This window comes from Stenotrophomonas sp. HMWF023 (assembly GCF_003060985.1).
GTDB classification, from domain to species: domain Bacteria; phylum Pseudomonadota; class Gammaproteobacteria; order Xanthomonadales; family Xanthomonadaceae; genus Stenotrophomonas; species Stenotrophomonas lactitubi.
Window position 1 is genome coordinate 1 of record NZ_QAIJ01000091.1, and the last position, 22,980, is coordinate 22,980.

20 protein-coding genes and 2 pseudogenes are annotated in these 22,980 nt (G+C 67.5%); 11 read left to right on the forward strand and 11 right to left on the reverse strand.

Annotated features, from left to right (window positions below):
- From DBR20_RS04130 to DBR20_RS04140, 3 genes and pseudogenes are all read right to left on the reverse strand, one after another.
- Positions 1–224, reverse strand: a pseudogene (locus DBR20_RS04130) (hypothetical protein); the annotation flags it as partial.
- Positions 225–249: 25 nt separating this feature from the next.
- Complete coding sequence (locus DBR20_RS04135; protein ID WP_108265288.1) at positions 250–2,475, reverse strand: DPP IV N-terminal domain-containing protein; 2,226 nt, start codon at positions 2,473–2,475, stop codon at positions 250–252.
- Between the two features lie 211 nt (positions 2,476–2,686).
- On the reverse strand, positions 2,687–3,376 hold the full coding sequence (locus DBR20_RS04140; RefSeq protein WP_108265289.1) for a glutathione binding-like protein: 690 nt from the start codon (positions 3,374–3,376) through the stop codon (positions 2,687–2,689).
- A 113-nt stretch (positions 3,377–3,489) separates the two neighbouring features.
- Between DBR20_RS04140 and DBR20_RS04145 the strand changes: the two genes are divergently transcribed.
- A complete protein-coding gene (locus DBR20_RS04145; protein WP_100553955.1) occupies positions 3,490–4,119 on the forward strand; it encodes a TIGR00645 family protein in 630 nt (209 codons plus the stop codon).
- 199 nt (positions 4,120–4,318) lie between these two features.
- Entirely contained in the window at positions 4,319–5,326 is a 1,008-nt protein-coding gene (locus DBR20_RS04150) for an energy transducer TonB (protein ID WP_108265290.1), read from the forward strand.
- A 74-nt stretch (positions 5,327–5,400) separates the two neighbouring features.
- Here DBR20_RS04150 and DBR20_RS04155 read toward each other — a convergent pair whose 3' ends face one another.
- A complete protein-coding gene (locus tag DBR20_RS04155; RefSeq protein WP_108265291.1) occupies positions 5,401–5,655 on the reverse strand; it encodes a hypothetical protein in 255 nt (84 codons plus the stop codon).
- Between the two features lie 75 nt (positions 5,656–5,730).
- Between DBR20_RS04155 and DBR20_RS04160 the strand changes: the two genes are divergently transcribed.
- Entirely contained in the window at positions 5,731–6,534 is an 804-nt protein-coding gene (locus DBR20_RS04160; protein WP_108265292.1) for a helix-turn-helix transcriptional regulator, read from the forward strand.
- 72 nt (positions 6,535–6,606) lie between these two features.
- Here DBR20_RS04160 and DBR20_RS04165 read toward each other — a convergent pair whose 3' ends face one another.
- The 4 genes from DBR20_RS04165 to DBR20_RS04180 form a co-directional block, all read right to left on the reverse strand.
- Entirely contained in the window at positions 6,607–7,791 is a 1,185-nt protein-coding gene (locus DBR20_RS04165; RefSeq protein WP_108265293.1) for an ABC transporter permease, read from the reverse strand.
- Positions 7,788–8,534 carry an ATP-binding cassette domain-containing protein gene (locus DBR20_RS04170; RefSeq protein WP_025877565.1) on the reverse strand — a complete coding sequence of 249 codons (747 nt, stop codon included), beginning with the start codon at positions 8,532–8,534 and terminating at the stop codon, positions 7,788–7,790. The genes DBR20_RS04165 and DBR20_RS04170 overlap by 4 nt, the downstream gene beginning before the upstream one ends.
- Entirely contained in the window at positions 8,531–10,057 is a 1,527-nt protein-coding gene (locus tag DBR20_RS04175; RefSeq protein WP_108265294.1) for an alpha/beta hydrolase, read from the reverse strand. The genes DBR20_RS04170 and DBR20_RS04175 overlap by 4 nt, the downstream gene beginning before the upstream one ends.
- 119 nt (positions 10,058–10,176) lie before the next feature.
- Complete coding sequence (locus tag DBR20_RS04180; protein ID WP_229979446.1) at positions 10,177–11,370, reverse strand: GGDEF domain-containing protein; 1,194 nt, start codon at positions 11,368–11,370, stop codon at positions 10,177–10,179.
- Between the two features lie 136 nt (positions 11,371–11,506).
- Here DBR20_RS04180 and DBR20_RS04185 point away from each other — a divergent pair, with 136 nt between their 5' ends.
- On the forward strand, positions 11,507–11,992 hold the full coding sequence (locus DBR20_RS04185) for a DUF1203 domain-containing protein (protein WP_108265295.1): 486 nt from the start codon (positions 11,507–11,509) through the stop codon (positions 11,990–11,992).
- Positions 11,993–12,228: 236 nt separating this feature from the next.
- Complete coding sequence (locus DBR20_RS04190; RefSeq protein WP_108265296.1) at positions 12,229–13,398, forward strand: lytic polysaccharide monooxygenase; 1,170 nt, start codon at positions 12,229–12,231, stop codon at positions 13,396–13,398.
- 76 nt (positions 13,399–13,474) lie between these two features.
- Here DBR20_RS04190 and DBR20_RS04195 read toward each other — a convergent pair whose 3' ends face one another.
- Positions 13,475–14,224 carry a ferredoxin--NADP reductase gene (locus DBR20_RS04195; RefSeq protein WP_089237690.1) on the reverse strand — a complete coding sequence of 250 codons (750 nt, stop codon included), beginning with the start codon at positions 14,222–14,224 and terminating at the stop codon, positions 13,475–13,477.
- Between the two features lie 84 nt (positions 14,225–14,308).
- Here DBR20_RS04195 and DBR20_RS04200 point away from each other — a divergent pair, with 84 nt between their 5' ends.
- From DBR20_RS04200 to DBR20_RS04220, 4 genes are all read left to right on the forward strand, one after another.
- Positions 14,309–15,277, forward strand: coding sequence for an ABC transporter ATP-binding protein (locus tag DBR20_RS04200; RefSeq protein WP_181393015.1), 969 nt, complete (start codon positions 14,309–14,311; stop codon positions 15,275–15,277).
- Positions 15,274–16,074: an ABC transporter permease gene (locus DBR20_RS04205; protein WP_108265297.1), complete on the forward strand. Its 801-nt coding sequence runs from the start codon at positions 15,274–15,276 to the stop codon at positions 16,072–16,074. The genes DBR20_RS04200 and DBR20_RS04205 overlap by 4 nt, the downstream gene beginning before the upstream one ends.
- Positions 16,075–16,753: 679 nt before the next feature.
- Positions 16,754–17,692 (forward strand): 2-dehydropantoate 2-reductase, encoded by a 939-nt coding sequence (gene panE, locus DBR20_RS04215; RefSeq protein ID WP_108265298.1) that lies wholly within the window; start codon positions 16,754–16,756, stop codon positions 17,690–17,692.
- A 4-nt stretch (positions 17,693–17,696) separates the two neighbouring features.
- Positions 17,697–18,620, forward strand: a complete 924-nt coding sequence (locus DBR20_RS04220) for an NAD-dependent epimerase/dehydratase family protein (protein ID WP_108265299.1) — start codon at positions 17,697–17,699, stop codon at positions 18,618–18,620.
- A gap of 71 nt (positions 18,621–18,691) precedes the next feature.
- Here the strand turns inward: DBR20_RS04220 and DBR20_RS04225 are convergent, their stop codons facing one another.
- The gene (locus DBR20_RS04225) at positions 18,692–19,489 is read right to left on the reverse strand and encodes a TatD family hydrolase (RefSeq protein WP_108265300.1); all 798 of its coding nucleotides are present in this window, start codon (positions 19,487–19,489) and stop codon (positions 18,692–18,694) included.
- A 68-nt stretch (positions 19,490–19,557) separates the two neighbouring features.
- Between DBR20_RS04225 and hrpB the strand changes: the two genes are divergently transcribed.
- Together hrpB and DBR20_RS04235 are read left to right on the forward strand one after the other, a co-directional pair.
- The gene (hrpB, locus tag DBR20_RS04230; protein ID WP_108265301.1) at positions 19,558–22,065 is read left to right on the forward strand and encodes an ATP-dependent helicase HrpB; all 2,508 of its coding nucleotides are present in this window, start codon (positions 19,558–19,560) and stop codon (positions 22,063–22,065) included.
- A gap of 129 nt (positions 22,066–22,194) precedes the next feature.
- The gene (locus DBR20_RS04235; protein ID WP_025877588.1) at positions 22,195–22,584 is read left to right on the forward strand and encodes a hypothetical protein; all 390 of its coding nucleotides are present in this window, start codon (positions 22,195–22,197) and stop codon (positions 22,582–22,584) included.
- 65 nt (positions 22,585–22,649) lie between these two features.
- Here DBR20_RS04235 and DBR20_RS04240 read toward each other — a convergent pair.
- Positions 22,650–22,980, reverse strand: a pseudogene (locus DBR20_RS04240) (pseudouridine synthase); the annotation flags it as partial.

Below are 22,980 nucleotides of genomic sequence, written 5' to 3' on the forward strand. Positions count from 1 at the left end.
AATACCTGCACCAGTTCGACGCTGCAGCCGGCGCGGCGCATGGCCTCGCGCATCGGCGCACTGTCGTGCGCGGCCTCGGTCCAGCGCAGCACGCTCCAGGCGATGGCGCCGCCCAGTGCGGCCAGGAACAGCAGCACCGCCAACGGCATCGCCCAACGCCAATGCCGGCACCACCAGCCGGAAGCCAGGGTGGAGGGAGCAGGAATCGGCGGCGGCAGGGTCATGGGCGGGCTCCTTCCCGGATGATGATCAAGGTTTCAGGCAACGCCCCAGGAAAGCTTCGGCAACGCGGTAGCGATGCAGTGCGTCGGCACCGGACAGGCCGTGCTTGGCACCGGGGTAGGTCATCAGTTCAAACGGCTGGCCGCGCTTCTGCAGCGCGCTCATCAGGCTGGTCGAATTGGTGAACAGCACGTTGTCGTCGGCCATGCCGTGGATCAGCAGCAGCGGCGAGCGCAGGCCCTCGATGTGGGTCAGCACGCGTGCTTCGCGGTAACCGGCGTCGTTGCGCGACGGCAGGTCCATGTAGCGCTCGGTGTAGTGGCTGTCGTACAGGCCCCAATCGGTGACCGGTGCGCCGGCCACGCCACAGGCGTAGCTGTCCGACGCCTTGGCCAGCAGCATCAGGGTCATGTAGCCGCCGTTGGACCAGCCCTGCACGCCGATGCGCGCCGGGTCCACCCACGGCTGCTGCTTCAGCCAGGCCACGCCGCGCAGCTGGTCGGCCACTTCCACCGTGCCCTGCTTGCCATACAGCGCGCCACCGAAGTCACGGCCGCGGCGCGGGGTACCGCGGTTGTCCAGCGAAAACACCACATAGCCCTGCTGGGCCAGGTACTGGTTGAACAGATGGTCGCCACGGCCAGGCCAGCTGTCGGTGACGGTCTGGCTGGCCGGGCCGCCATACACGTACACCGCCACCGGGTAGCGCTTGGCCGGATCAAAGCCTGCCGGCTTGATCACGCTGTAGTTCAGCGGCGTCCTGCCGTCGGCCGCGGTGAGCGTGCCGAATTCGACCGGGCGCTGCGCGTCGCGGTAGCGTGCATACGGATGCTTGGGATCGGCCAGATCGTTCTCGACCAGGGTGGCGATCTTCTCGCCATTGGCGCGGAACAGTTCGATCTGCGGCGGCGTGCTGCTGTTGGACCAGCTGTCCACGTACACGCTGGCGTTGCGCGCGAAGCTGGCGCTGTGCATGCCTGGCGCCTTCGACAGGCGCTGCGGCTGGCCACCCTGCAGCGGGACGGCGTAGATCTGGCTTTCGCGCGCCGATTCGATGCCGGCACGGAAGTACGCCAGGCCGGCCTTTTCATCGACCGCCAGCAGTTCATCCACCGACCAGTTGCCGTGGGTCAGCGCGGTGGCCTTGCCCTTGCTGTCGATGCGGTACAGATGCTGGAAGCCAGTGCGCTCGGACGACCACAGCACGCTGCCGTCATCGAGGAAACGCAGGCTGTTGTGCAGCGGCACCCAGGTCGGGCTGGTCTCGTGGGCCAGCACGCGCTGCTGGTTCGAGGCCAGGGTGACTTCCACCAGGTCGAGCTTCTTCTGGTCGCGCGACTGGCGCTGGAAGCTCAGGTGCTGCGGATCGCGCCAGTCAACGCGGGCCAGGTAGATGTCCTGCTCCTTGCCGAGGTCGACCCAATGCGTCTTCGCCTGTTCTGCCGGCGAGATCACGCCCAGCTTCACCTGCACGTTGGCATCGCCCGCGGCCGGGTAACGCTGTTCGATCACATCGGTGCGGTCGGCATAGACTTCGTAACGCTTCTGCACCGGCACCGGGCTTTCATCGATGCGGGCGTAGGCGATGGCCGAATCGTCCGGCGCCCACCAGTAGCCGGTATGGCGGTCCATCTCCTCGTCGGCGACGAATTCGGCGATACCGTTGCCGATGGTCGTGCTGCCATCAGTGGTCAGCTGCATCTGCCTGCCGCTGGCCAGGTCGATCACCCACAGGTTGCGGCCGCGGATGAAGCTGACGAAGCCGCCCTTGGGCGACAGCTTGGCATCGGTCGCAAAGCCTTCGCCGTGGGTCAGCTGGCGCACTGCCGCCTTGCCTTCCTGCTTGAGGTCGTACAGGTACAGCTCGCCGCCCAGCGGGAACAGCAGGCGCTGCGCGTCCGGCGACCACTGGTAATCGACGATGCCGGTCATCGCGGCGATGCGCTGGCGCTCGCGGCGGGCCTTTTCTTCGTCGCTGAGGGTTTCGGTACCCGGCAGCACCACCTTCGAATCCACCAGCAAGCGGGTCTGGCCGCTGCCGATGTCGTAGCTCCACAGGTCCAGCTGGTTGCGGTCGCTGTCCTTTCCGCGCAGGAAGGTCACGCGCGAGCCATCCGGCGCCACCTTCGGCTTCATCAGGGTCGGGCCGGACAGCGGCAGCGGGCCGGTGATGGCTTCCAGGGTGAGTTTTTCAGCGTGGGCGACGGTACTGGTGGCGAGCATGAGGGCGAGCGAGGCGAACAGATGGCGCATGGAGGATCCCGGCAAACGGCAGGTCCGTCACCGCGGCGGGCGCGGGACGGTCAGCCTCCATCCTAACCAAGCCGGTGCAGGAAGACAGCATGACCTTCTGCCCATGCAAGGGCGCGCGCGGCACATCCGCCGGGCATGGCCCGGCGCTACCGTTGGCGGGCTGGGTAGCGCCGGGCCATGCCCGGCGAGCGCAGCGGCCTGCGCTGAATCCTCAGCGCTTGCCGAACAGGTGCTTGCGCTCTTCGTCGCTGAGCGGCTTGCCGGCGTCCGGGTTCACCTGCGTGCGCAGCGCATAGGCGCGCTGGGTGGCCGGACGGTCGGCAATGGCCTGGTGCCAGCGCTTGAGGTGGGGGAAGGCGTCGAAGTCGACCGGGATCTTGTCGTAGGCGCCAACCCACGGGTAGCTGGCCATGTCGGCGATGGTGTAGTCCTCGCCGGCCAGGAAGGCGTGCTCGGCCAGGCGCTTGTCCATCACCCCGTGCAGGCGACGCACTTCATTGTCGTAGCGCTCGATCGCGTACGGGATCTTCTCCGGCGCGTACACGTTGAAGTGGCCCATCTGCCCGCTCATCGGGCCCAGCCCTGCCATCTGCCAGAACAGCCATTCCAGGGTGGTGACGCGGCCACGCGGGTCGGCCGGCAGGAAGCGGCCGGTCTTCTCGGCCAGGTACAGCAGGATCGCGCCGGACTCGAACACGCTCTGCGGGGTACCGCCGTCGGCCGGAGCGTGGTCGACGATGGCCGGCATCTTGTTGTTGGGGGAAATGGCCAGGAATTCCGGCTTGAACTGGTCGCCCGAGCCGATGTTGACCGGATGAATGCGGTACTCCAGGCCGGCTTCTTCCAGCAGCAGGGTCACTTTGTGGCCGTTCGGGGTAGGCCAGTAATACAGGTCGATCATGGCGGCGGCTCTGGGGTACGGAAAGGAACCTGAAGTCTAGTGCGTGCGTTGGCTTGGCACCGTCATGGCGGGCCGGTAACCTCGCCTCTCCCCCGAAACGCAGCATCCTCCGCATGAGTGCAAACCGTCCGCTACTGTCCCCGCTGTCCAGCCTGATCTTCGCTACCCGCTGGCTGCAGCTGCCGCTGTACCTGGGTTTGATCGTTGCCCAGTGCGTTTACGTGTTCCTGTTCGGCAAGGAACTGTGGCACCTGATCTCGCACTCGGTGTCGATGGGCGAGCAGCAGATCATGCTGATCGTGCTGGGCCTGATCGATGTGGTGATGATCTCCAACCTGCTGGTGATGGTGATCGTCGGCGGCTATGAAACCTTCGTCTCGCGCCTGCGCCTGGAAGGCCACCCGGACCAGCCGGAATGGCTGAGCCACGTCAACGCCAGCGTGCTGAAGGTGAAGCTGGCGATGGCGATCATCGGCATCTCCTCGATCCACCTGTTGAAGACGTTCATCGCAGCCAGCCCGCTGAACGGCCTGCCGCTGTGCAAGCCGGAACAATGGGCGGCGGCGGCTTCGTCGGCATCGGCCAGCTTCTACAACGCCGGCCCCGATACCTGCACGACCCTGACCCCCGACGGCGTGCTGTGGCAGACCATCATCCACTGCGTGTTCATCCTGTCGGCGATCGGCATCGCCTGGACCGACAAGCTGATGTCCAACAGCCACAGCAAGGCTGCCGCGCACTGACGCCAACGCCGGCGGCGGCACGACTGCCGCTGCCGGCTCCGCTCCCGGCCCTTGTACGCATGGGTGGCCGGGATGCTAGATTGCACCCTCGCCGTCATCGGCGATGGCGTCGGGAAACGTCATCGACCGCGCCCGGACCTCCAGTCCCGGCAGGCTTGTCTACGTTTGTCGTAACGTCGTCTTCTTAGAGGGGAGCAGGATGTCGCACGTCGCAATGATCGCTGCCGCGCGCCGGTGGATGCCGGTCGCTCTGGCATTGGCCCTGGCTGCCTGCTCGGGCAAGGAAGAAACACCGTCTCCGACCGCGCCGGGCGCAGCCGCCCCCGTCGCTGCGGCGCCTGCCGCACCGGCCGTGGCCGCCAAGGTGCAGTCGATGGGCACCGAACAGCTGCGCGAATCGGCCAGCCAGGCACTGCGCGAGAACCGCATGTACGCCCCGGCCGGCGACAACGCCATCGAGTACTACCTGGCACTGCGTGACAAGACGCCGGACGACGCCTCGGTAAAGAGCGCGCTGACCGACCTGCTGCCCTACACCCTGATCGCCGCCGAACAGCACCTGGGCCGCGAAGATTTCGCCGAAGCGCAGCGGCTGGTCGCCCTGATCGAAAAGGTCGACGCCTCGGCCCCGGCCCTGCCGCGCCTGAAGGAAGGCCTGAGCAAGGGCGTGCAGGTTGCGGCCAAGCGCACCGAAGACGAGACCGAGAAGGTCAAGAAGGACGCTGAAGACCGCACCAAGCAGCTGGCCGAGCAGCAGCGCCTGACCGAACAGCGCGCCAAGGAAGCCGAGGCGGCCAAGCAGATCGCCGCGCAGCAGGATGTTGCCCGTCGTGACAGCGAGCGCCAGGAAGCCGAGCGCCAGGCCGCCGCCCGCCGCGATGCCGAGCAGAAGCAGCAGCAGGCCGCTGCGCAGCAGGCCAACGCCGCCCGCCAGGCCGCGACCGCCGCCGCGCCAAGCCTGCGCCCGGTCAGCACGCCGGCACCGCGTTACCCCGCCGATGCGCTGCGTTCGGGTACCTCCGGCGAAGTACTGGTGGAAATCACCGTCGGCACCGACGGTTCGGTGACCAATGCGCGCGTGCTGCGTGCGACGCCCTCGCGCGTCTTTGATCGCGAAGCACTCAACGCGGTCAAGCGCTGGCGCTTCGAGCCGGTCAATGCCCCGGTCACCACCCGCCGCACGCTGGTGTTCGCACCGGGCGGTTGATGCCCAAGGCGGTAGCGCCGGGCCGCGCCCGGTGGTTCTGGAGCAAGGCCCGGCATGTCCGGGCCTTGTGCGTTTCAGGTTGCGCCGTCGATCAGTTGTTGCAGCGCCGGATCACGTGCGGCCAGCACCTGGAACAGGCCCAGCGCGTGCAGCCCGGGCAGCAGACTGCGCAGATCGGTTTCGGCGACGGCACGGGTGGCGGCATCACTGGCCGGGTCCTGCCAGTCGCGGACGCTGGCGAGGAAGGCGCCGACACTGCCCTTGCGCACGGTGAGACCGTTCACCTGCACGTCGTTCTGGTGATCGGGAAGGATGTCCTGCGGTTGCATGGCGTGCTCCTGGGAAGTGGACGTCCAGTGTCGACGCTCGCCGCCGACCGTTCTGCCGTATAACTGCCAATCCATATGGCAGAACAGACACCCCAGGCACCCCTGATCGATCCAGCACTGGCTGATGCCAGCGCGGGTCCGGCCCTGCTCGGCACGCAGCTGGCGATGCGGGGTTCACGCCGCACCGCCCGCCATCAGCACGCGCGCGGGCAACTGCTGGGCGCGCACACGGGTCTGTTGCGGATCGAGGCGGGTGACATCCACTGGCTGCTTCCGGCCGGACACGTGGCGTGGCTTCCGCCGCAGCACCTGCATGCGCTTTCCAGCATCGGCAGCTTCGATGGCTGGAGCCTGTACTTCAGTAGGGACGCCTGCGTAGGCTTGCCCACCGCAGCGCGCATTTTCCAGCCCAGCGACCTGCTGCAGGCGGCGGTGCCGCGGGCACTGCAGTGGTCCGGGCAGGCGTTGGATGCGGTGCAACAGCGCTTGGCCGGGGTGATCATCGATGAGATCGCCGCCGGCACGCCATTGCCGCTGGCCCTCCAGCAACCCAGCGACCGCCGCCTGCGCCGCATCGCCTCGGCCCTGGCACGCGCGCCCCATGACACCCGAACGGTAGAGGACTGGGCCGCAGCGAGCGGCCTGTCCAGTCGCAGCCTCGCCCGCCGCTGGAAGGCCGAGACCAACATGACCCTGACCCACTGGCGCCAGCGCCTGCGCGTGCTGCTGGCGCTGCCGCGATTGCTGGCCGGCGAACCGGTCACCACCGTCGCACTGTCATTGGGCTACGACACGCCCAGTTCCTTCATCGCAGTGTTCAAGCGCGAGATGGGAGTGACGCCAGCGCGGTATGGGGACGGAAGCGCCTCACTGCGCTGAAATGGACGAGGCCCGGGATGACCGGGCCTCGTTCGGCATCCGCCGGGCATGGCCCGGCGCTACCGGTTACGCTCAGCCGGAAATCGCCAGACGTTCGTTGTGGTAGCGGCGCACGGCAGCAAACCACAGCACTGCGGCCAGGCCAAGGCTTGCGCCGAGGTAGACCGCCCAGATGGTCGGGCTGATCGCCTCATGGCGGATCACCTTCAGCAGCATCTGGTTCTGCGACAGGAACGGCACCGCGTACTGCCACAGCTCGCTCTTCACCGGGTAGGCCATCAGCGCGTAACCGGGCAGCATCGGCAGCAGCACCAGCCAGGTCATGTGGCTCTGCGCCTCCTTCATGCTCTTGGCGGCGGCCGAGAGGAAGGTCAGCAGCGAGGTGCCGATCAGCAGCATCGGCACCATCACCAGCAGCATCTGCAGCATCGAGCCGATGTTCATGTTGAGCTGCCGGCCGACATTGCCGGGCGCGATCTGCGCACTGGCCTTGAACGCGATCAACGTCAGCAGCAACGAGGCGAAGCCGACCACGCAGGCGGCGGCGATCTTGCCGCTGACGATGGCACTGCGCGAACCCGGGGTCGCCAGCAGCGGCTCCAGCGATTGCCGCTCGCGCTCACCGGCGGTGGCATCCATCACCAGATAGGCGCCACCGATGAACGAGGTCAGCGTCAGCAGCACCGGCAGCAGCATCGACAGCATCATGCCGCGCTTGGCCTCGGTACTGGCCATGTCCTGGGTAGCCACATCCAGCGGTCGCGCCACCTGTGCGTCGACGCCACGTGCCATCAGCCGCAGCGCACCGACCTGGCCGTTGTAGGTCGCCAGGGCCGCCTGCAGGCGGGCGCTGGGTACTTCGGCGGCGCGCCGGGTGCTGTCACGGATCACTTCCACCAGCGCGGGCTTGCCATCGGCCCAGTCCTTGCCGAAATCGGGGCTGATGCGCAGGGCCACGTCAATCTCCTGCGAGCGGATCGCCTCGGCCAGATCCTTCGGCGCCGGCGCGGTGTTCAACCCCTGCGCAGCCAGGAAAACCACCAGGTTCGGCGCATTCTCGGCACCGATGGTCGGGATCTGCAGTGGCTGTTCAATCTGGATGCGCACACGGCTTTCGGCCAGCTTGCCCATGCCCAGGATCAGCAGCGGGTATAGCAGGGGACCAAACAGCAGGGTCAGCATCAGGGTGCGGCGGTCACGCGAGAGGTCGCGCAGTTCCTTGCGCATCACCGTCATCATGGTCGACATCATGCTCATGCGTGCAGGCCCTCTTCGCTGCCGATCAGTTTCACGAACGCATCTTCCAGGTTGGGTTCGCCGGACTGCGCGCGCAGTTCGTCGGCACTGCCGGCGGCCATCACCGTGCCCTTGGCGATGATCACGATGTGGTCACACAGCGCACCGACCTCCTGCATGATGTGGCTGGACAGGATCACGCAGCGCCCTTCCTCGCGCAGGCCCAGCAGGAAGCGGCGAAGTGCACGGGTGGTCATCACGTCCAGGCCGTTGGTGGGTTCGTCGAGGATCACGTTGCGCGGGTCGTGCACCAGTGCACGGGCAATGGCGGTCTTGGTGCGCTGGCCCTGCGAAAAGCCATCGGTCTGCCGATCGAGGATGTCAGCCATGTCCAGCGCATGCGACAGCACTTCGATGCGCTCGCGGATGCGCGACGCGGACAGGCCATGCAGCTCGCCGAAGTAGGCGATGTTCTCGCGTGCGGTCAGCCGCTTGTAGACGCCGCGCGCGTCGGGCAGCACGCCGAGATGGCGACGTACTTCCACCGGATCGCGGGCTGCGTCGATGCCATCGACGGTGATGCTGCCTTCATCCGGCGTCATCAGCGTGTACAGCATGCGCATGGTGGTGGTCTTGCCGGCACCGTTCGGCCCGAGCAGGCCGGTGATGCGGCCATCCTCGGCGCGGAAGCCGACATCGGCCACCGCCTGGATGCGGCCGGTGCGGGTGTTGAAGGCCTTGTGCAGGTTGTCAGCGACGATCATGGGGCCCATCCGTTGAACGAGGTGAACGCCGGCACGTAGCTCAGCTTGTCCAGGCAGCTGGCATCCAGCGCCTTGGCATCGGTGGTGTCGATGAACTGGCCAAGCAGGCGCGGCATGCAACCGGCGGTCAGGGTGCCGTGGCCTTGCCCGCGGGCAACCAGCGCACGTCCCTTCGGCAGCCCCTTGAGCACCTGTTCGGCGTAACGCGGCGGCGTCACCGGGTCCAGCTCGCCGGACAGCAGCAGCACCGGCAGATCGCTGCGCAGTGGCACTGCCGCATCAGCCGGTGCCGGCTGGTGCGGCCACACCGGACAGGCGGCGAAGAACGCACGCGCCGCTTCCGGTCCGAACAACGCATCTTCGCTTTCCGCCGGCGCCTGGTAGCGCGGTGCATCTTCGCTGCAGATCACCGACCACTGCATGCCGCGGTTGATCTGGAAATCCATGCTGCGGGTCGCACCGCGTACCAGCGAGGCCAGTGGCGCGTAACGCCCCTGCGCGGCCTCGTCCAGCACCAGTGGCAGCAGCGAGGAATACTGCGGCACGTAGGAGAAGGCGAATGCCAGGCCGACCACGCTGTCCGGGGTCAGCACATCCTTGCGCGGCGCATTGGTACCCGGATCGCGGTACTCGACGGTAACCGGCGTGAGGCGCAGAGTGTCCGCAACGCTGCGCAGCTGTGCGCGGGTGTCGACCGGGAAGCGCTTGCTGCAGGCAACATCCTTGCGGCACTGCGCCGACTGCAGGGTGATGGCGTTGTCGAAGGTATTGGCGAACTCACCCCCTACCACCAGATCGTTCGGCACCACGCCATCGATCACGATGCTGCGGGTGTGCTGCGGATAGGCCGCAGCGTAGCGCTGGGCAACGCGCGTACCGTACGAGCCACCGACCAGGTTGAGCGTGTCGGCGCCCAGCGCCTGGCGTACCGCGTCCAGATCGGCGATGGCCTCGGCGGTGGTGTAGAAGCGCGGGTCGGCACGGCCCTTCAGCGACGCAGCGCAGCGTTCCGCATACTCGCGCAGCAGCGCTTCGCTGGGCGCAGCGTCTTCATCCATCGGCAGCTCCTTGCCATCCGCACCCAGGCAGCTGAGCGGATTGGAGCCGCCGGTGCCGCGCTGGTCGATCAGGAAGATGTCGCGCTGCTTGCGCACCTGGCGCAATGCCGTATCGACGATGACGGCCACCTCGCTGGCCGCCTGGCCGGGGCCACCAGCCAGGAAGAACACCGGGTCTGGCAGGCCGGAACCGCTGTTGCCCGACTCCAGCCAGGCCACGCGCAGGTCGATCCTGCGCCCCTCGGGCTTGCTCCGGTCCTCCGGCACCTGGAAGGTGGCGCACTGCGCCTCGACGTTGGCGCTGGCGCCTTCAGTGGCCAGCGTGCAGGGACGGAAATCGATCTGGCCGTAGCGGCGGCTGGGCGAATCGCCTGCGCCGTCGGTGGCTGCCTGCGGCGGTGCGCTGCAGCCGGCAATCAGCATGCTGGCCAGCAACCCGGCCCGCGCGAAATGGTGTCGTTGCATCGTGCGTGATTCCCCTGGGAATGTTCCTGTCCACCACGACGGTGTGCCGCGGCAGATGTGACCAAACAGATGTGACCCAACTTACACGCGCCGGGCGCTGGCGGCGACAGTCGGATGTCCTAGGCGGGCGTCGGCACTGCCACCAGGCGGTTGCGGCCCTCGGCCTTGGCCCGGTACAGGGCGCTGTCGGCCAGTGCGATCAGCCCGGAAAGATCGGTCCGGCCGTCGTCCAGCACCAGCCCGATGCTGGCGGTCACCGCCACCGGGCCGGTTTCGAGCTGGGCCGGACGCTGCTGCAGCCCGTGGCGGATCGCGTCGGCCAGCGCTGTCGCCTCGTTGCCGTTGCTGCCTGGCAGCAGCAACAGGAACTCCTCGCCCCCATAGCGGCTGAGCAGATGCACGCGGCCGATCGCGCAGCGCTGCAGCACCCCGGTGAAATGCTGCAGCACCTGGTCACCCGCGAGGTGGCCCCAGCGATCGTTGACCTGTTTGAAATGATCCACATCCAGCAACAGCAGCGCCAACGGCGTACCGTGCCGGCGCCCCTGCTCCAGCTGCAACTGCCCATCCGCCAGTGCCGCGCTGCGATTGAGCAGGCCGGTGAGACCATCGATCCGTGCAGCCCTGCGAAGTTCCACCAGCATGCGTTCGACCAGCAGCAGCACCAGTGCGAAACAACGGGCCAACTCCAGCATCACCCCGGCCAGGTAGGTCACGAACATCGGCGTGCCGGTGCGCATGATGTCCTCGCCGGCGCCGGGCGCCACGGGCAGGAACAGGCGCACCACGTACAGCAGGCCCTCGGCGAGGAATACCGCAGCGGCCAGCCTGCAGCTGGTGCGCTGCTGTGGCGGGGCGTGGCGCAGCAGCAGCCAGGCGATCCAGCCGTCGATGATCGCAGCGAACACACTGAATACATGCAGGCGCACGACCAGGTTCGGCCACGGCACCAGGAACAGGAAGATGCCGGCCATGAACGTGGCCACCAGCAACAGCGGTCGCCACACCGGCAGGGGTTGGTCCAGATGCAGGGCCATGCCACGCAGCAGCAGCACCGCGCAGGCAGCCATCGCCGCGTTGCCGGCCAGAATCGCCGGCACCTGCGGCAGGTAGGGGCGCAGCGCGAGCAGGGTCACGCCCAGGGTCAGGGCCCACAGGCTGAGCGTCCACAGCCGCAACACCGGTTGCCCGCGCAGCACCACCAGCAGCAACGAGAACCCCAGCGCGATGCCCACGCAGAGCAGGAAGCCAAGCACGGCGACGGTGGGGAAATCCAGGGACATGCGGCGCTGGAAGAAGGGCGGCGCGCGCATCTTAGCGCCTTGCGGTGGCCGCACGGACCGTTGCTGCCTGTGCAGGGCCAGGCGCGCCATCGAATCCGGTGGCGGGAAACGGCGAGCACGCGGCCCGTGGCGCCGACAGAATGCGCGGAAAACCGGGAGACACTCCATGCATTGTTGGCAACTCAGTGGCATCGACCACCAGCCGTTCGAAGCGCTTTTCGAAACCAGCGACGACACCTTGGCCGCGCAGGGAATCGTGCGGCGACGCGCCGGCGACAGCGGCGGCTTCCCCTGCAGGGTCAGCCTGACCGACGCACCTGCGGGTGCGGAACTGCTTCTGCTGCCTTACACACATCTGGCCACGCGTTCGCCCTACCGCGCGTCGGGCCCGATCTTCGTGCAGCATGGTGCCACCCGCTGCGTGCTGCCGGCAGGCGTGGTACCTGCCTACGTGCACCGTCGGCTGATGTCAGTGCGTGCCTATGACAGCGCGGACTTCATGCTGAGCGGCCTGGTCTGCCAGGGCACCGAGGTTGCTGCGCACCTGGACCGGTTGTTCGCCGATGCGACGGTGGCCTTCGTGCACCTGCACAACGCAGGGCATGGATGCTTTTCGTGCCAGGTGGATCGGGCAGGCAATCAACGGACATGACGGTGCGCGCGAACGTGATCGTTGCCGCGATGCAGGCGTGACCGCCAACGCACTCGTTCAGTGTGGCGTGAAGCCTGCGGGAAGAGCTTCACACGCGCAGTCACGGATCGACATCGACGAGGTTTCGCGCTGCGCATTGCAGCTCGATACTCGCGGCGGTACCGCTCACCGTCCGTCGCGCGGCACAGCGCGGGTGCTGCGGTCGCCGCTCTCTTCGACGACCACAAGGATGCGCCATGTCTCTGCGATATACCCCATTGCTGTTGGCTACTGTCTTCGTTGGCGCCGGTGTTGGCGTTGCCGGCAACGCGGCCGCGCACGGCACGATGATCACCCCGATCAGCCGCGTCTATGCCTGCTTCCAGGGCAACCCGGAAAACCCCACCAACCCGGCCTGCGCGGCCGCCAAGGCAGTGGCTGGCTCGCAGGCGTTCTACGACTGGAACGGCATCAACCAGGCCAACGCCAACGGCAACCACCAGGCCGTGGTGCCCGACGGCAAGCTGTGCAGCGGCAACAACCCGACCTTCCGCGGCCTGGACCTGGATCGCAGTGACTGGCAGACCACGCCGATCCAGCCCGATGCGAACGGCAGGTTCACCTTCGTGTTCAAGGCCACCGCCCCGCATGCCACGCGCGACTGGAAGTTCTTCGTCACCCGCGCCGGCTGGCAGCCCGGCAGCCCGCTGCGCTGGGCCGACCTGCAGGAATTCTGCTCGCTGGGCAATACGCCGCTGTCGGCCGATGGCACCTACAAGCTGCAGTGCACGCTGCCGCAGCGCAGCGGCCAGCATGTGATCTACAACACCTGGCAGCGCTCGGATTCGACCGAAGCGTTCTACACCTGCATGGATGTGCGCTTTGAGGGTGGCGGCGGTACCACGCCGGTGCCGCAGTGGCACGATGCCGGGCCGGTCACCGCGCGTACCGAACTGCCGGTCGGCACCACCCTGGCGCTGCGCGTGTTCAATGCCAACGGCAACGACGTGGAACGTGTGGAAGCCACGCTGGCCGCAGGCCAGACCGCGCCAGCGCAGTGGCCGTTGGTGCTGGCCCGCAAGGTCAACGCCAGCGCCCAGCACGCGCGCGTGGGCGTGCTCAACAACGGCGCGATCACGCCGACCGCCTCGGCCACCGACAACCGCGTGTACCTGAAGGACGGCAACCGCTTTCAGCTGGACACGAAGGTGCCGGACCCGGGCACGCCGTCGCCCGGCGGTGACTTCGACCATGTGTATCCGGCCGGCATCGGCAGCTACGTGCCCGGGCAGACCGTAGTGAAGAGCAGCGACGGCAAGCTGTACGCCTGCCGACCGTTCCCGGAAGGCGCGTGGTGCAACGTCAATGCCGAGGCGTACCGGCCAGGCGTGGGTTCGGCCTGGCGCGATGCCTGGGTGCCGTACTGAGGCATGGTCCCGGGGCGGCGTGATGCCGCCTCCGGTTCATGGGGTTGCCGGCCAGCGGCCGGCACTACCCTTGGGCTTACTTGCTGCTGACGTACTTCTCGCGGCGGATCTGCGGATTGCCCAGGCCCGCCGCCTTCAGCGCTTCGGCGCAGGCGTCGACCATGTCCGGGTTGCCGCACAGGTAGGCGATGTCGGTGGCCGGGTCCGGCGTGAACTCCGCCAGCGCCTGCTGCACGTAGCCATGGTGTACATCCGGGTGCGGCTCGGCCGGCAGTTCCCGCGACAGGCACGGCACATACCGGAAGTTCGGGTGCTTTTCGGCGAAGCTGTAGAAGTCTTCGCTGTACAGCAGCTCGCCCGGGCTGCGTGCGCCCTGCAGCAGTACCACCTGCACACCGCGCTCGGCCATCGCCGTTGCCAGCAACGGCAGCATCGAGCGGTACGGGGTGACGCCGGTGCCGGTGGCGATCAGCAGGTAGCGGCCGTTGTGGTCGCCGGGGTTCAGGCAGAACCGGCCATAGGGGCCGGACGCGCTGACCTGGCCGCCGATGTCCAGCGCCTCGAACAGCGCCGTGGCGGCGCCACCGGGGACGAAGCTGACCGCGATATCCACCGCCTCGCCCGGGCCCAGCGCGTGGTCGTGGATGGTCGCCAGCGAATAGCTGCGCTTGGTTTCGGTGCCATCGGCGTAGCTGAAATGGACCTGGATGAACTGGCCGGGCTGGAAATCCAGCGGCTGGCCGTCGTCACGCACGAACTGGTAATGGCCGATGGAGGGCGCCAGCATGCGGCGGTCGACCAGTTTGATGGGGAATTGGACAGGCACGACTTTTCGGGACAGTGTGTAGCCGGGGCAAGCCCTCGGGGTCTTCTATAATAGACCTTCCCCGCCCCTCTCCAGCGCCAGCCCATGGGCGCGAAGGCTTCGAGCTTGGCTTCCCAGAACGATACGGCGCCCGCCCTGCGCGTGCGCGACCTGCGTAAAACCTATGACAACGGCACCCAGGCCCTGAAAGGGGTCTCGCTGGAAGTGGCCCCCGGCGACTTCTTCGCCCTGCTGGGCCCGAACGGCGCCGGCAAGTCCACCCTGATCGGCATCATCAGCTCCCTGGTCAACCTCAGCGAGGGCCAGGTGGACGTGTTCGGCAGCGACCTGGTGCGCAACCGCAGCGCCACCATGCGCCTGATCGGGCTGGTGCCGCAGGAGATCAACTTCAACCTGTTCGAAAAGCCCTTCGACATCCTGGTGAACTACGCCGGTTTCTACGGCGTGCCGCGCGCGGAAGCCGAGCAGATGGCCGAGGTCGAGCTCAAGCGCGCCCACCTGTGGGAGAAGGCGCAGGTGATGAGCCGCACCCTGTCCGGTGGCATGAAGCGCCGGCTGATGATCGCCCGCGCGATGATGACCCGGCCGCGCCTGCTGATCCTGGACGAACCGACCGCCGGCGTGGACATCGAGATCCGCCGCGACATGTGGCGGGTGCTGAAGGAGATCAACGCCGCCGGCACCACGATCATCCTGACCACCCACTACCTGGAAGAAGCCGAGCACCTGTGCCGCAACCTGGCCATCATCGACCATGGCCAGATCGTCACCCAGGGACCGATGCGCGAACTGCTGGCCAAGCTTGATGTGGAAGGCTTCCTGCTGGACATCGACGGCGCCCTGCCCGCCCAGCTGCCGGTGATCGAGGGTGCGACCCTGATCGCCACCGATGGCCATACGCTGGACATCGACATGCCGCGCGCGATGGATCTGAACCGCGTGTTCGAGGCACTGAACGCAGCGGGCATCCGCGTGCGTTCGATGCGTACCAAGAGCAACCGCCTGGAGGAACTGTTCGTGCGCCTCACCGGCAACCAGGAGACGTCCGCATGAGCAGCACCCCGACCCCGGTCCTGACCGACGGCCAACGCAACCGCATCGCACTGATGACCATCGTGCGCCGCGAAGTCGCCCGCATCATGCGCATCTGGGGCCAGACCCTGGTGCCGCCGGCGATCACCATGACCCTGTACTTCCTGATCTTCGGCGGCCTGATCGGTTCGCGCGTGGGCGACATGGGTGGTTACAGCTACATGCAGTTCATCGTGCCGGGCCTGGTGATGATGAGCGTGATCCAGAACAGTTACGGCAACATCAGTTCGTCGTTCTTCGGCGCCAAGTTCGGCCGCCACGTGGAAGAACTGCTGGTCAGCCCGATGCCGAACTGGGTGATCCTGTGGGGCTACGTGTCCGGCGCAGTGCTTCGCGGGCTGATGGTCGGCGTGATCGTGTTGATCATCGCGATGTTCTTCACCCCGGTGCGCATTCCGCATCCGCTGGTGACGCTGACCACGGTGATCCTGGGCGCGACGATCTTCTCGCTGGCCGGCTTCATCAACGCGGTGTATGCGAAGAAGTTCGATGACGTGGCGATCGTGCCGACCTTCATCCTGACCCCGCTGACCTACCTGGGCGGCGTGTTCTATTCGGTGAAGCTGCTGCCGCCATGGGCGGAGGCGGCCACGCACGCGAACCCGATCTTCTACATGGTCAACGCGTTCCGCTATGGCCTGCTGGGCAGCAGCGATGTGCCGGTGGTGGTGGCGTATGCGCTGATGATCGGTTTCGTGGTGGTGCTGACGGCGCTGGCGCTGTGGTTGTTGAAGCGTGGCGTAGGCATGCGCAGCTGAGGATGTCCTGCAGGGCCTGCGGCCCTGCACCCGCGTTGGTAGGTAGTGCCGGCCGCTGGCCGGCAACAGCAACAGCAACAGCAACGTCAAACGCGGACTATCCGTGGGATGGCGGGGTGGGTCCGGTTGCGGGGGACGCCGTAAACCCATCCCTGGGGGCTTGGCCGCGGCATCCATGCCGCGGACACCCCCGCAACCGGACCGACCCCGCCTTCGACAGTTTTCCGCTGCTGTCGGAACGGCGTCTGTGCTGCTGTTGGTGGGTGTCGACCCTGGTCGACACAGTAGATCCACGCCATGCGTGGATGAAACATTCGCGATGGAGCCGAGCATCTGCTCGGCTCTTTTCGTTTGTGAGCTGATGGATATAGATCCATCGGAAAGATGATCGCGAGGAACGAGCGAAGCGACCCGCTGTTGCTTTTGATTTTCTTCTTTGTTTTCCGTGGTGGACGCACACGGAAACCGTCAAGGGTCGGGCGGGGTGGGCTCGCGGGGGTGTCCGCGCCATGGATGGCGCGGCCAAGCCTACACGGACGTACTTGCGGCGACCCCCGCGAGCCCACCCCACCCGACCCAAACACAGCTTGCGCTTCAAACCACCACGAGGGGCGCAGCCGTTGGCCGCAAACTCCGGCACAATCGCTGCAGTGAATCCCCCAACTGCAGTGAGCGTTCAATGCGTATCCTGATCCTCGGCGCCGGCGGTACCGGCGGTTACTTCGGCGGTCGCCTGGCCCAGGCGGGCGTGGACGTGACCTTCCTCGTGCGCCCTGCCCGCGCCGCGCAACTGGATCGTGATGGCCTGGTGCTGCGCAGCCCGGTGGGTGACGCCACGTTCCCGGTGCAGCATGTCACCGCAGAGGCCCTGGCGACGCTGGCTGCAGACAAGCCGTTCGATCTGGTGATCCTCAGCTGCAAGGCCTACGACCTGGACAGCTCGATCGATGCCATCGCACCGGCCGTGGGCGCGAACACCACCGTGCTGCCGATCCTCAACGGCCTGCATCACTACAACGCGCTCGACGCGCGCTTTGGTCGCGATGCAGTGCTCGGTGGGCTGTGCTTCATCAGTGCGACCAAGGCGCCCGATGGTGCCGTGCTGCATCTGGGCAAGCCGGCCAAGCTGACCTTCGGCGAACGCGATGTCGGTGCGGTCTCCGCGCGCGTGCAGGCATTCGCTGCAGCCTGCGCACAGGCGAATCTCGATCATCTGGCCAGCGAACACATCGGCCAGGAACAGTGGATCAAGTACACGTTCCTCACCGCGCTGGCGGCGGCCACCTGCCTGCTGCGTGCGGACATCGGCACCATCGTCGCCACCGACGACGGCGAGGCCATCGTGCGCGGCCTGTACGACGAATGCCTGGCGGTGGCCGAAGCTGCGGGCGAACCGGTGCTGGAGGCTGCGCAGGACACCGCGCGCGGCACCCTGACCCAGGCCGGTTCGGCGTTGAAGGCGTCGATGCTGCGCGACCTGGAAGCGGGCCAACAGGTGGAAGCCGCTCAGATCGTCGGCGACATGCTGGCGCGTGCGCGCGCCGCGGGCCAGGAAGCGTTGCTGCTGCAGGTGGCCTACAGCAGCCTGCAGGCCTACCAGGCCCAGCGCGCGGTGTGATCCGATGAACACGTCTGGCCCGTTGCCGAAGCGGGTAGTGATCCTCGGCATGGGCTGGAGTGGGCGCGTGCTGGCTGCGCGCCTTCAGGCCCAGGGCGTGCAGGTGGAAGGCACGGTGCGCGATCCGGCGTCAGCGCCTGACGATGGCCTGCAGCGTCATCAGCTGCGTGCCGACGCTGCGCTCTCACCCGCCCTGCTCGATGCAATCGCACACGCAGACGCGGTGCTGTGCAGCGTGCCACCCGATGCCGAGGGCGACCCGGCACTGCGCCTGCTGCATGCCGCGCTGCGCGACAGCGCATCATTGCGTTGGCTCGGCTACCTGTCGTCGACTTCGGTCTATGGCGACCGCGACGGTGGCTGGATCGACGAGCACAGTGCTGCCGATGCCACAGAACCCGTGGGCATGCGGCGTCAACTCGCCGAAACGCAATGGCGTGCGCTGGCGGATGCGCGCGGCATCGCATCGGCGATGTTCCGCCTGCCCGGCCTCTATGGGCCCGGGCGCAATGCGCTGCTGCAGCTGTCCCAAGGCCGCGCGCGGCACGTGGTGCGGCCAGGGCTCGTGTTCAATCGCCTGCATGTCGAAGACCTGGCAACGGTGGTGATCGCCGCGATGCGGCGCCCCACGGCCAATGCGCTGTATCTGCCGAGCGATGACGAGCCGGCGCCGTCGCAGGATGTACTGGCCTTCGCCGCGCAGCTGGGCGGGTTCGCCATGCCACCCGCAGTAGCCTGGGATGATCCATCGCTCAGCGCGACATTGCGGCGCTTCTACCAGAGCAACAAGCGCATCGACAGCCGGGGCACGCGCGAGGCGCTGGACTGGACGCCGCGGTTTCCGACCTATCGGGAAGGGCTGACGGATCTTGCCGCTTCGCTCGCCGGGCATGGCCCGGCGCTACCGGATCCGGGCGTTCCCGACTGACGGGTAGTGCCGGCCGCTGGCCGGCAGCACAATTTGATTGCCGGCCAGCGGCCGGCACTACCGTTTGCCGATCAGGCAGCGTCGGGCAGGCGGAAGAACGCACGCGTGGCGGCCGTGGCGTTCGCTGCCGTGGTCTGCACATCCTCGCCACGATCCCGCGCCAACTCTTCCACGATGTGCGACAGGAACATCGGTTCGTTGCGGCGGTCCTTCGGCATCGGCTTCAGGGTGCGCGGCAACAGATACGGCGCGTCGGTCTCGATCATCAGGCGATTGGCCGGAATGTTCTTCACCAGCTCGCGCAGGTGCCCACCACGGCGCTCGTCGCACAGCCAACCGGTGATGCCGATGTACCAATCCTGGTCCAGGTAATCGAACAGCTCCTGCCGCTCGCCGGTAAAGCAGTGCACCACGGCCGGACCGATGTGGCCTTCGAAGTTCTTCATCTGCGCCATGAAATCGGCATGCGCGTCGCGTTGGTGCAGGAACAACGGCTTGCCGTTGTCCGCAGCCAGCTGCAGCTGGCGTTCAAACGCGCGGTGCTGCGCCGGGCGCGGCGAGAACTCGCGGAAATAGTCCAACCCGCACTCGCCCACTGCGACGACTTCAGGGTGGGCATGCAGCGCGCGCATCTCCGCATCGCACTCATCGGTGTACTCCACCGCGTGGTGCGGGTGCACGCCGGCGGTGGAGTACAGGAACCCCGCGTGCTGCTGCGCCAGCTGCAGGGCCAGCGGCGAATGCTCGCGGCTGGCACCGGTGATGATCATCTGCGCCACACCGGCCTGCCGTGCGCGGTCCAGCACGGCATCGCGGTCGCGGTCGAAAGAGTCGTGGGTCAGGTTGGCGCCGATATCGATCAGATGCATGGGGGCAGCAGGGACAGGAAAACCCGCGCATTGTACCCGTGCCCGCCATGCCCCCTTATCCTTTGCACATGAATGCCCCGCAATTCCCCATCTCCCCGCTGCTGCCGCAGATCCAGCAGCACCTGGCCGCGCACCCGCGGCTGGTGCTGGAAGCCCCGCCCGGCGCCGGCAAGACCACCCAGGTGCCGTTGGCGCTGCTCGATGCACCATGGCTGCAGGGCCGCAGGATCATCCTGCTGGAACCTCGCCGGGTGGCCGCTCGCAGTGCCGCGATGTTCATGGCGCGCCAACTCGGCGAGGAGGTCGGCGGCACCGTCGGCTACCGCATCCGCTTCGAGAACAAGGTATCTGCACGCACCCGCATCGAGGTGGTCACCGAGGGCATCCTGACCCGGATGCTGCAGGACGACCCGATGCTGGAAACCGTCGGCGCGATCCTGTTCGATGAATTCCACGAGCGCCACCTCAGCGGCGATCTCGGCCTGGCGCTGGCCCTGGACGTGCAATCGCAGCTGCGCGACGACCTGCGGTTGCTGGTGATGTCGGCGACGCTGGACGGCGAGCGCCTGGCCCGCTTCCTCGATGCACCGCGACTGAGCAGTGAGGGCCGCAGCTATCCGGTGGCAATCAGCCACTTCCCGGCGCGGCGTGACGAGGCACTGGAGCTGCAGGTGCGGCGCGCGGTGCAGCAGGCGCTGGCAGAGCACCCGGGTGATCTGCTGGTGTTCCTGCCCGGCCAACGTGAGATCGCACGCGTGCAGGCCGGCCTGCAGGACAGTCTTGATGGCGCTGCGGTGGACGTGCTGGCCCTGCACGGTGAACTGCCAGTGGAACAGCAGGCGCGCGTGCTGCAGGCCTCCAGCGATGGCCGCCGCCGCGTGGTGCTGGCCACCAACGTGGCCGAGTCCTCGGTGACCCTGCCCGGCGTGCGTGTAGTGATCGACAGCGGCCAGGCACGCGAGCCACGCTACGACCCCAACAGTGGCTTCACCCGCCTGGACGTGGTCGCCGTCGCGCAGGCCTCGGCCGACCAGCGTGCCGGCCGTGCCGGGCGTGTGGCAGAGGGCGTGGCCTGGCGGCTGTGGCCGCAGTCGCAACGGCTGGAGCCGCAGCGTCGCGCCGAGATCGACCAGGTTGAACTGGCCGGCCTTGCGCTGGAACTGGCCGCCTGGGGCAGCAGTGACCTGCGCTTCCTCGACCCGCCACCGAGCGGGCCGATGGCCGCCGCACGCGAACTGCTGCAGCGCCTGGGTGCGTTGTCCAGCAGCGGCGCGATCACCGCACTCGGCCGTCGCGTGCTGGCGCTGGGCACCCATCCGCGGATGGCCGCGATGCTGCTGGCCGCACCCAATGCGCGCGCACAGGCCTTGGCCGCCGATCTTGCCGCATTGCTGGAAGCCCGCGACCCGTTGCGCCACGGCGGTGATGCATTGGCCGCGCGCTGGCGTGCACTGGCGGCCTTCCGTAATGGCCGTGCGCCCGCCGATGCCAATCGCAGCGGCTTGGCCGCCATCGAAGCTGCTGCCAAGCAATGGCGCCGCCGCTTGCGCTGTGATGCCGCACCACCGGCCAGCATCGAGGCGCACGAACTGGGCGACCTGCTTGCGCACGCCTTCCCCGACCGCATTGCCTTCCAGCATCCGAACGACCCGCTGCGTTACCTGCTGGCCAACGGCCGAAGCGCCCGCCTGCATGAACTGAGCGACCTGCGGGGCGAACCGTGGCTGGTGGCGAGCGAACTGCGTTTCGAGGCACGCGACGCGCTGCTGCTGCGCGCCGCACCGGTGGATGAAAGCTATCTGCGCAGGAACTGGCCCGACCGCTTCGTGACCGAAGACGCGGTGCGCTGGGATGACGCACGCCGCGCCCTGGTCGCGCTGCGCGAGACGCGCTTCGACCGCATCGTGATGGACAGTCGTTCGGCCGGCCGGGTTGATCCGCAGCTGGCGGCGCAGGCGCTCACCGATGCCGTTGCCGAGCTCGGCCTGCAGGCGTTGCCATGGACCGAGGGCCTGCGCCAGTGGCAGGCGCGGGTGGAATCGCTGCGGCGCTGGATGCCCGAGCTGGGCCTGCCCGACTGCAGTGACGCCGCATTGCTGGCCAACCGTGCGCAATGGCTGCAGCCGGCATTCGCTGGCAGGACACGTCTGGATGCACTGGACGAGGCCAGTTTCGGCGAAGCGCTGAAGTCGCCACTGGAGTGGTCGCAGCGGCAGCTGGTCGAACGTCACGCGCCCACCCGGATCACCGTACCGTCGGGGCTGGAGCGGCCGATCACCTACGCGCTGGACGGCGAAAGCGGCGAGCCGCTGCCGCCCGTGCTGGCGGTGAAGCTGCAGGAGTTGTTCGGTCTGGCCGACACGCCGCGTATCGCCGATGGCCGGGTGCCGCTGACCCTGCACCTGCTGTCACCAGGTGGCCGGCCGTTGCAGGTCACCCAGGATCTGCGCAATTTCTGGGAGAACACCTACGCCGAGGTGAAGAAGGAGATGAAGGGCCGTTACCCGCGCCACCCGTGGCCGGACGATCCGTGGACGGCCACGGCGACCCACCGGGCCAAGCCACGCGGGACGTAACGTGCGCCGACAGCCCCGCCCGTTCCTGAATGGCTGCGGTAGAGTCACACCACGCGCCCGCCTGACTGACATACCGTTTACGGGCAACAGGCGACACTGGACTTCGACCCGAGGCAAGGACACCCCCGCATGAGCAAACTGACCGTAATCACCGACCGCGCCCTGGAGCGCGCCCTCGACCTGGCCCACACCGCGGGCGATGGCCTGAAGAGCGCCGGCGGCAGCCTGCGTCACCTCGGCCCGCAGGCCAGCGACTGGATCAAGACCGGCGCCGCGCTTGGCGCGGTGAAGACCGGCGGCAAGGTCGCCACCAAGTTCGCCCGCCGCAATCCGGCGGTGACCATCGCGGCGGCTGCGGTGGGCGTGGGCCTGCTGGGCTATGCGCTGTACCGCAAGCAGCAGAAGAAGAAGGCCGCCAATGGCCATGTCGTGAACGGCCAGGCCCAGCGCATCAACGCGCGTGATCGCCGCAACGACACCGTGGTCGACGAACACAGCGATATCGGCAGCGACGCCTGAGTTTCACTGCCGCTGCAACCGGGGTCGGAGTGCTTCCAGTGGAAGGGCTCCGGCCCCTTTTCATTTCAGCCGATCTGCCGCCACTGCCCGGGCAGCAGGTCATCCAGCCGGTACGGCCCCATCGCCGCGCGTACCAGCCGCAGCGTCGGCAGGTTCACGGCCGCCGTCATCCGCCGCACCTGACGGTTGCGTCCTTCGCGGATCGTGATCGCCAGCCAGCTGTCGGGCACCGTCTTGCGGAAGCGCACCGGCGGATCGCGGGGCCACAGCTCAGGCGCGGGATCGAGGCGCTCGATCTTCGCCGGCAGCGTCGGACCATCATTGAGCACCACACCATCACGCAGCTGCTGCAGCTGCTCGTCGCTGGGCGTGCCTTCCACCTGCACCCAGTAGAGC

Bases quoted from the DNA above. Each gene is read 5' to 3' on its own strand.
- DBR20_RS04165 (WP_108265293.1), bottom strand. From the start codon at position 7,791: ATGAGCATGATGTCGACCATGATGACGGTGATGCGCAAGGAACTGCGC.
- DBR20_RS04190 (WP_108265296.1), top strand. From the start codon at position 12,229: ATGTCTCTGCGATATACCCCATTGCTGTTGGCTACTGTCTTCGTTGGC.
- DBR20_RS04225 (WP_108265300.1), bottom strand. From the start codon at position 19,489: ATGCATCTGATCGATATCGGCGCCAACCTGACCCACGACTCTTTCGAC.
- DBR20_RS04185 (WP_108265295.1), top strand. From the start codon at position 11,507: ATGCATTGTTGGCAACTCAGTGGCATCGACCACCAGCCGTTCGAAGCG.
- DBR20_RS04200 (WP_181393015.1), top strand. From the start codon at position 14,309: ATGGGCGCGAAGGCTTCGAGCTTGGCTTCCCAGAACGATACGGCGCCC.
- DBR20_RS04180 (WP_229979446.1), bottom strand. From the start codon at position 11,370: ATGCGCGCGCCGCCCTTCTTCCAGCGCCGCATGTCCCTGGATTTCCCC.
- DBR20_RS04205 (WP_108265297.1), top strand. From the start codon at position 15,274: ATGAGCAGCACCCCGACCCCGGTCCTGACCGACGGCCAACGCAACCGC.
- DBR20_RS04220 (WP_108265299.1), top strand. From the start codon at position 17,697: ATGAACACGTCTGGCCCGTTGCCGAAGCGGGTAGTGATCCTCGGCATG.
- DBR20_RS04170 (WP_025877565.1), bottom strand. From the start codon at position 8,534: ATGATCGTCGCTGACAACCTGCACAAGGCCTTCAACACCCGCACCGGC.
- DBR20_RS04140 (WP_108265289.1), bottom strand. From the start codon at position 3,376: ATGATCGACCTGTATTACTGGCCTACCCCGAACGGCCACAAAGTGACC.
- hrpB (WP_108265301.1), top strand. From the start codon at position 19,558: ATGAATGCCCCGCAATTCCCCATCTCCCCGCTGCTGCCGCAGATCCAG.
- DBR20_RS04235 (WP_025877588.1), top strand. From the start codon at position 22,195: ATGAGCAAACTGACCGTAATCACCGACCGCGCCCTGGAGCGCGCCCTC.
- DBR20_RS04160 (WP_108265292.1), top strand. From the start codon at position 5,731: ATGGCAGAACAGACACCCCAGGCACCCCTGATCGATCCAGCACTGGCT.
- DBR20_RS04145 (WP_100553955.1), top strand. From the start codon at position 3,490: ATGAGTGCAAACCGTCCGCTACTGTCCCCGCTGTCCAGCCTGATCTTC.
- DBR20_RS04150 (WP_108265290.1), top strand. From the start codon at position 4,319: ATGTCGCACGTCGCAATGATCGCTGCCGCGCGCCGGTGGATGCCGGTC.
- DBR20_RS04175 (WP_108265294.1), bottom strand. From the start codon at position 10,057: ATGCAACGACACCATTTCGCGCGGGCCGGGTTGCTGGCCAGCATGCTG.
- DBR20_RS04155 (WP_108265291.1), bottom strand. From the start codon at position 5,655: ATGCAACCGCAGGACATCCTTCCCGATCACCAGAACGACGTGCAGGTG.
- DBR20_RS04135 (WP_108265288.1), bottom strand. From the start codon at position 2,475: ATGCGCCATCTGTTCGCCTCGCTCGCCCTCATGCTCGCCACCAGTACC.
- panE (WP_108265298.1), top strand. From the start codon at position 16,754: ATGCGTATCCTGATCCTCGGCGCCGGCGGTACCGGCGGTTACTTCGGC.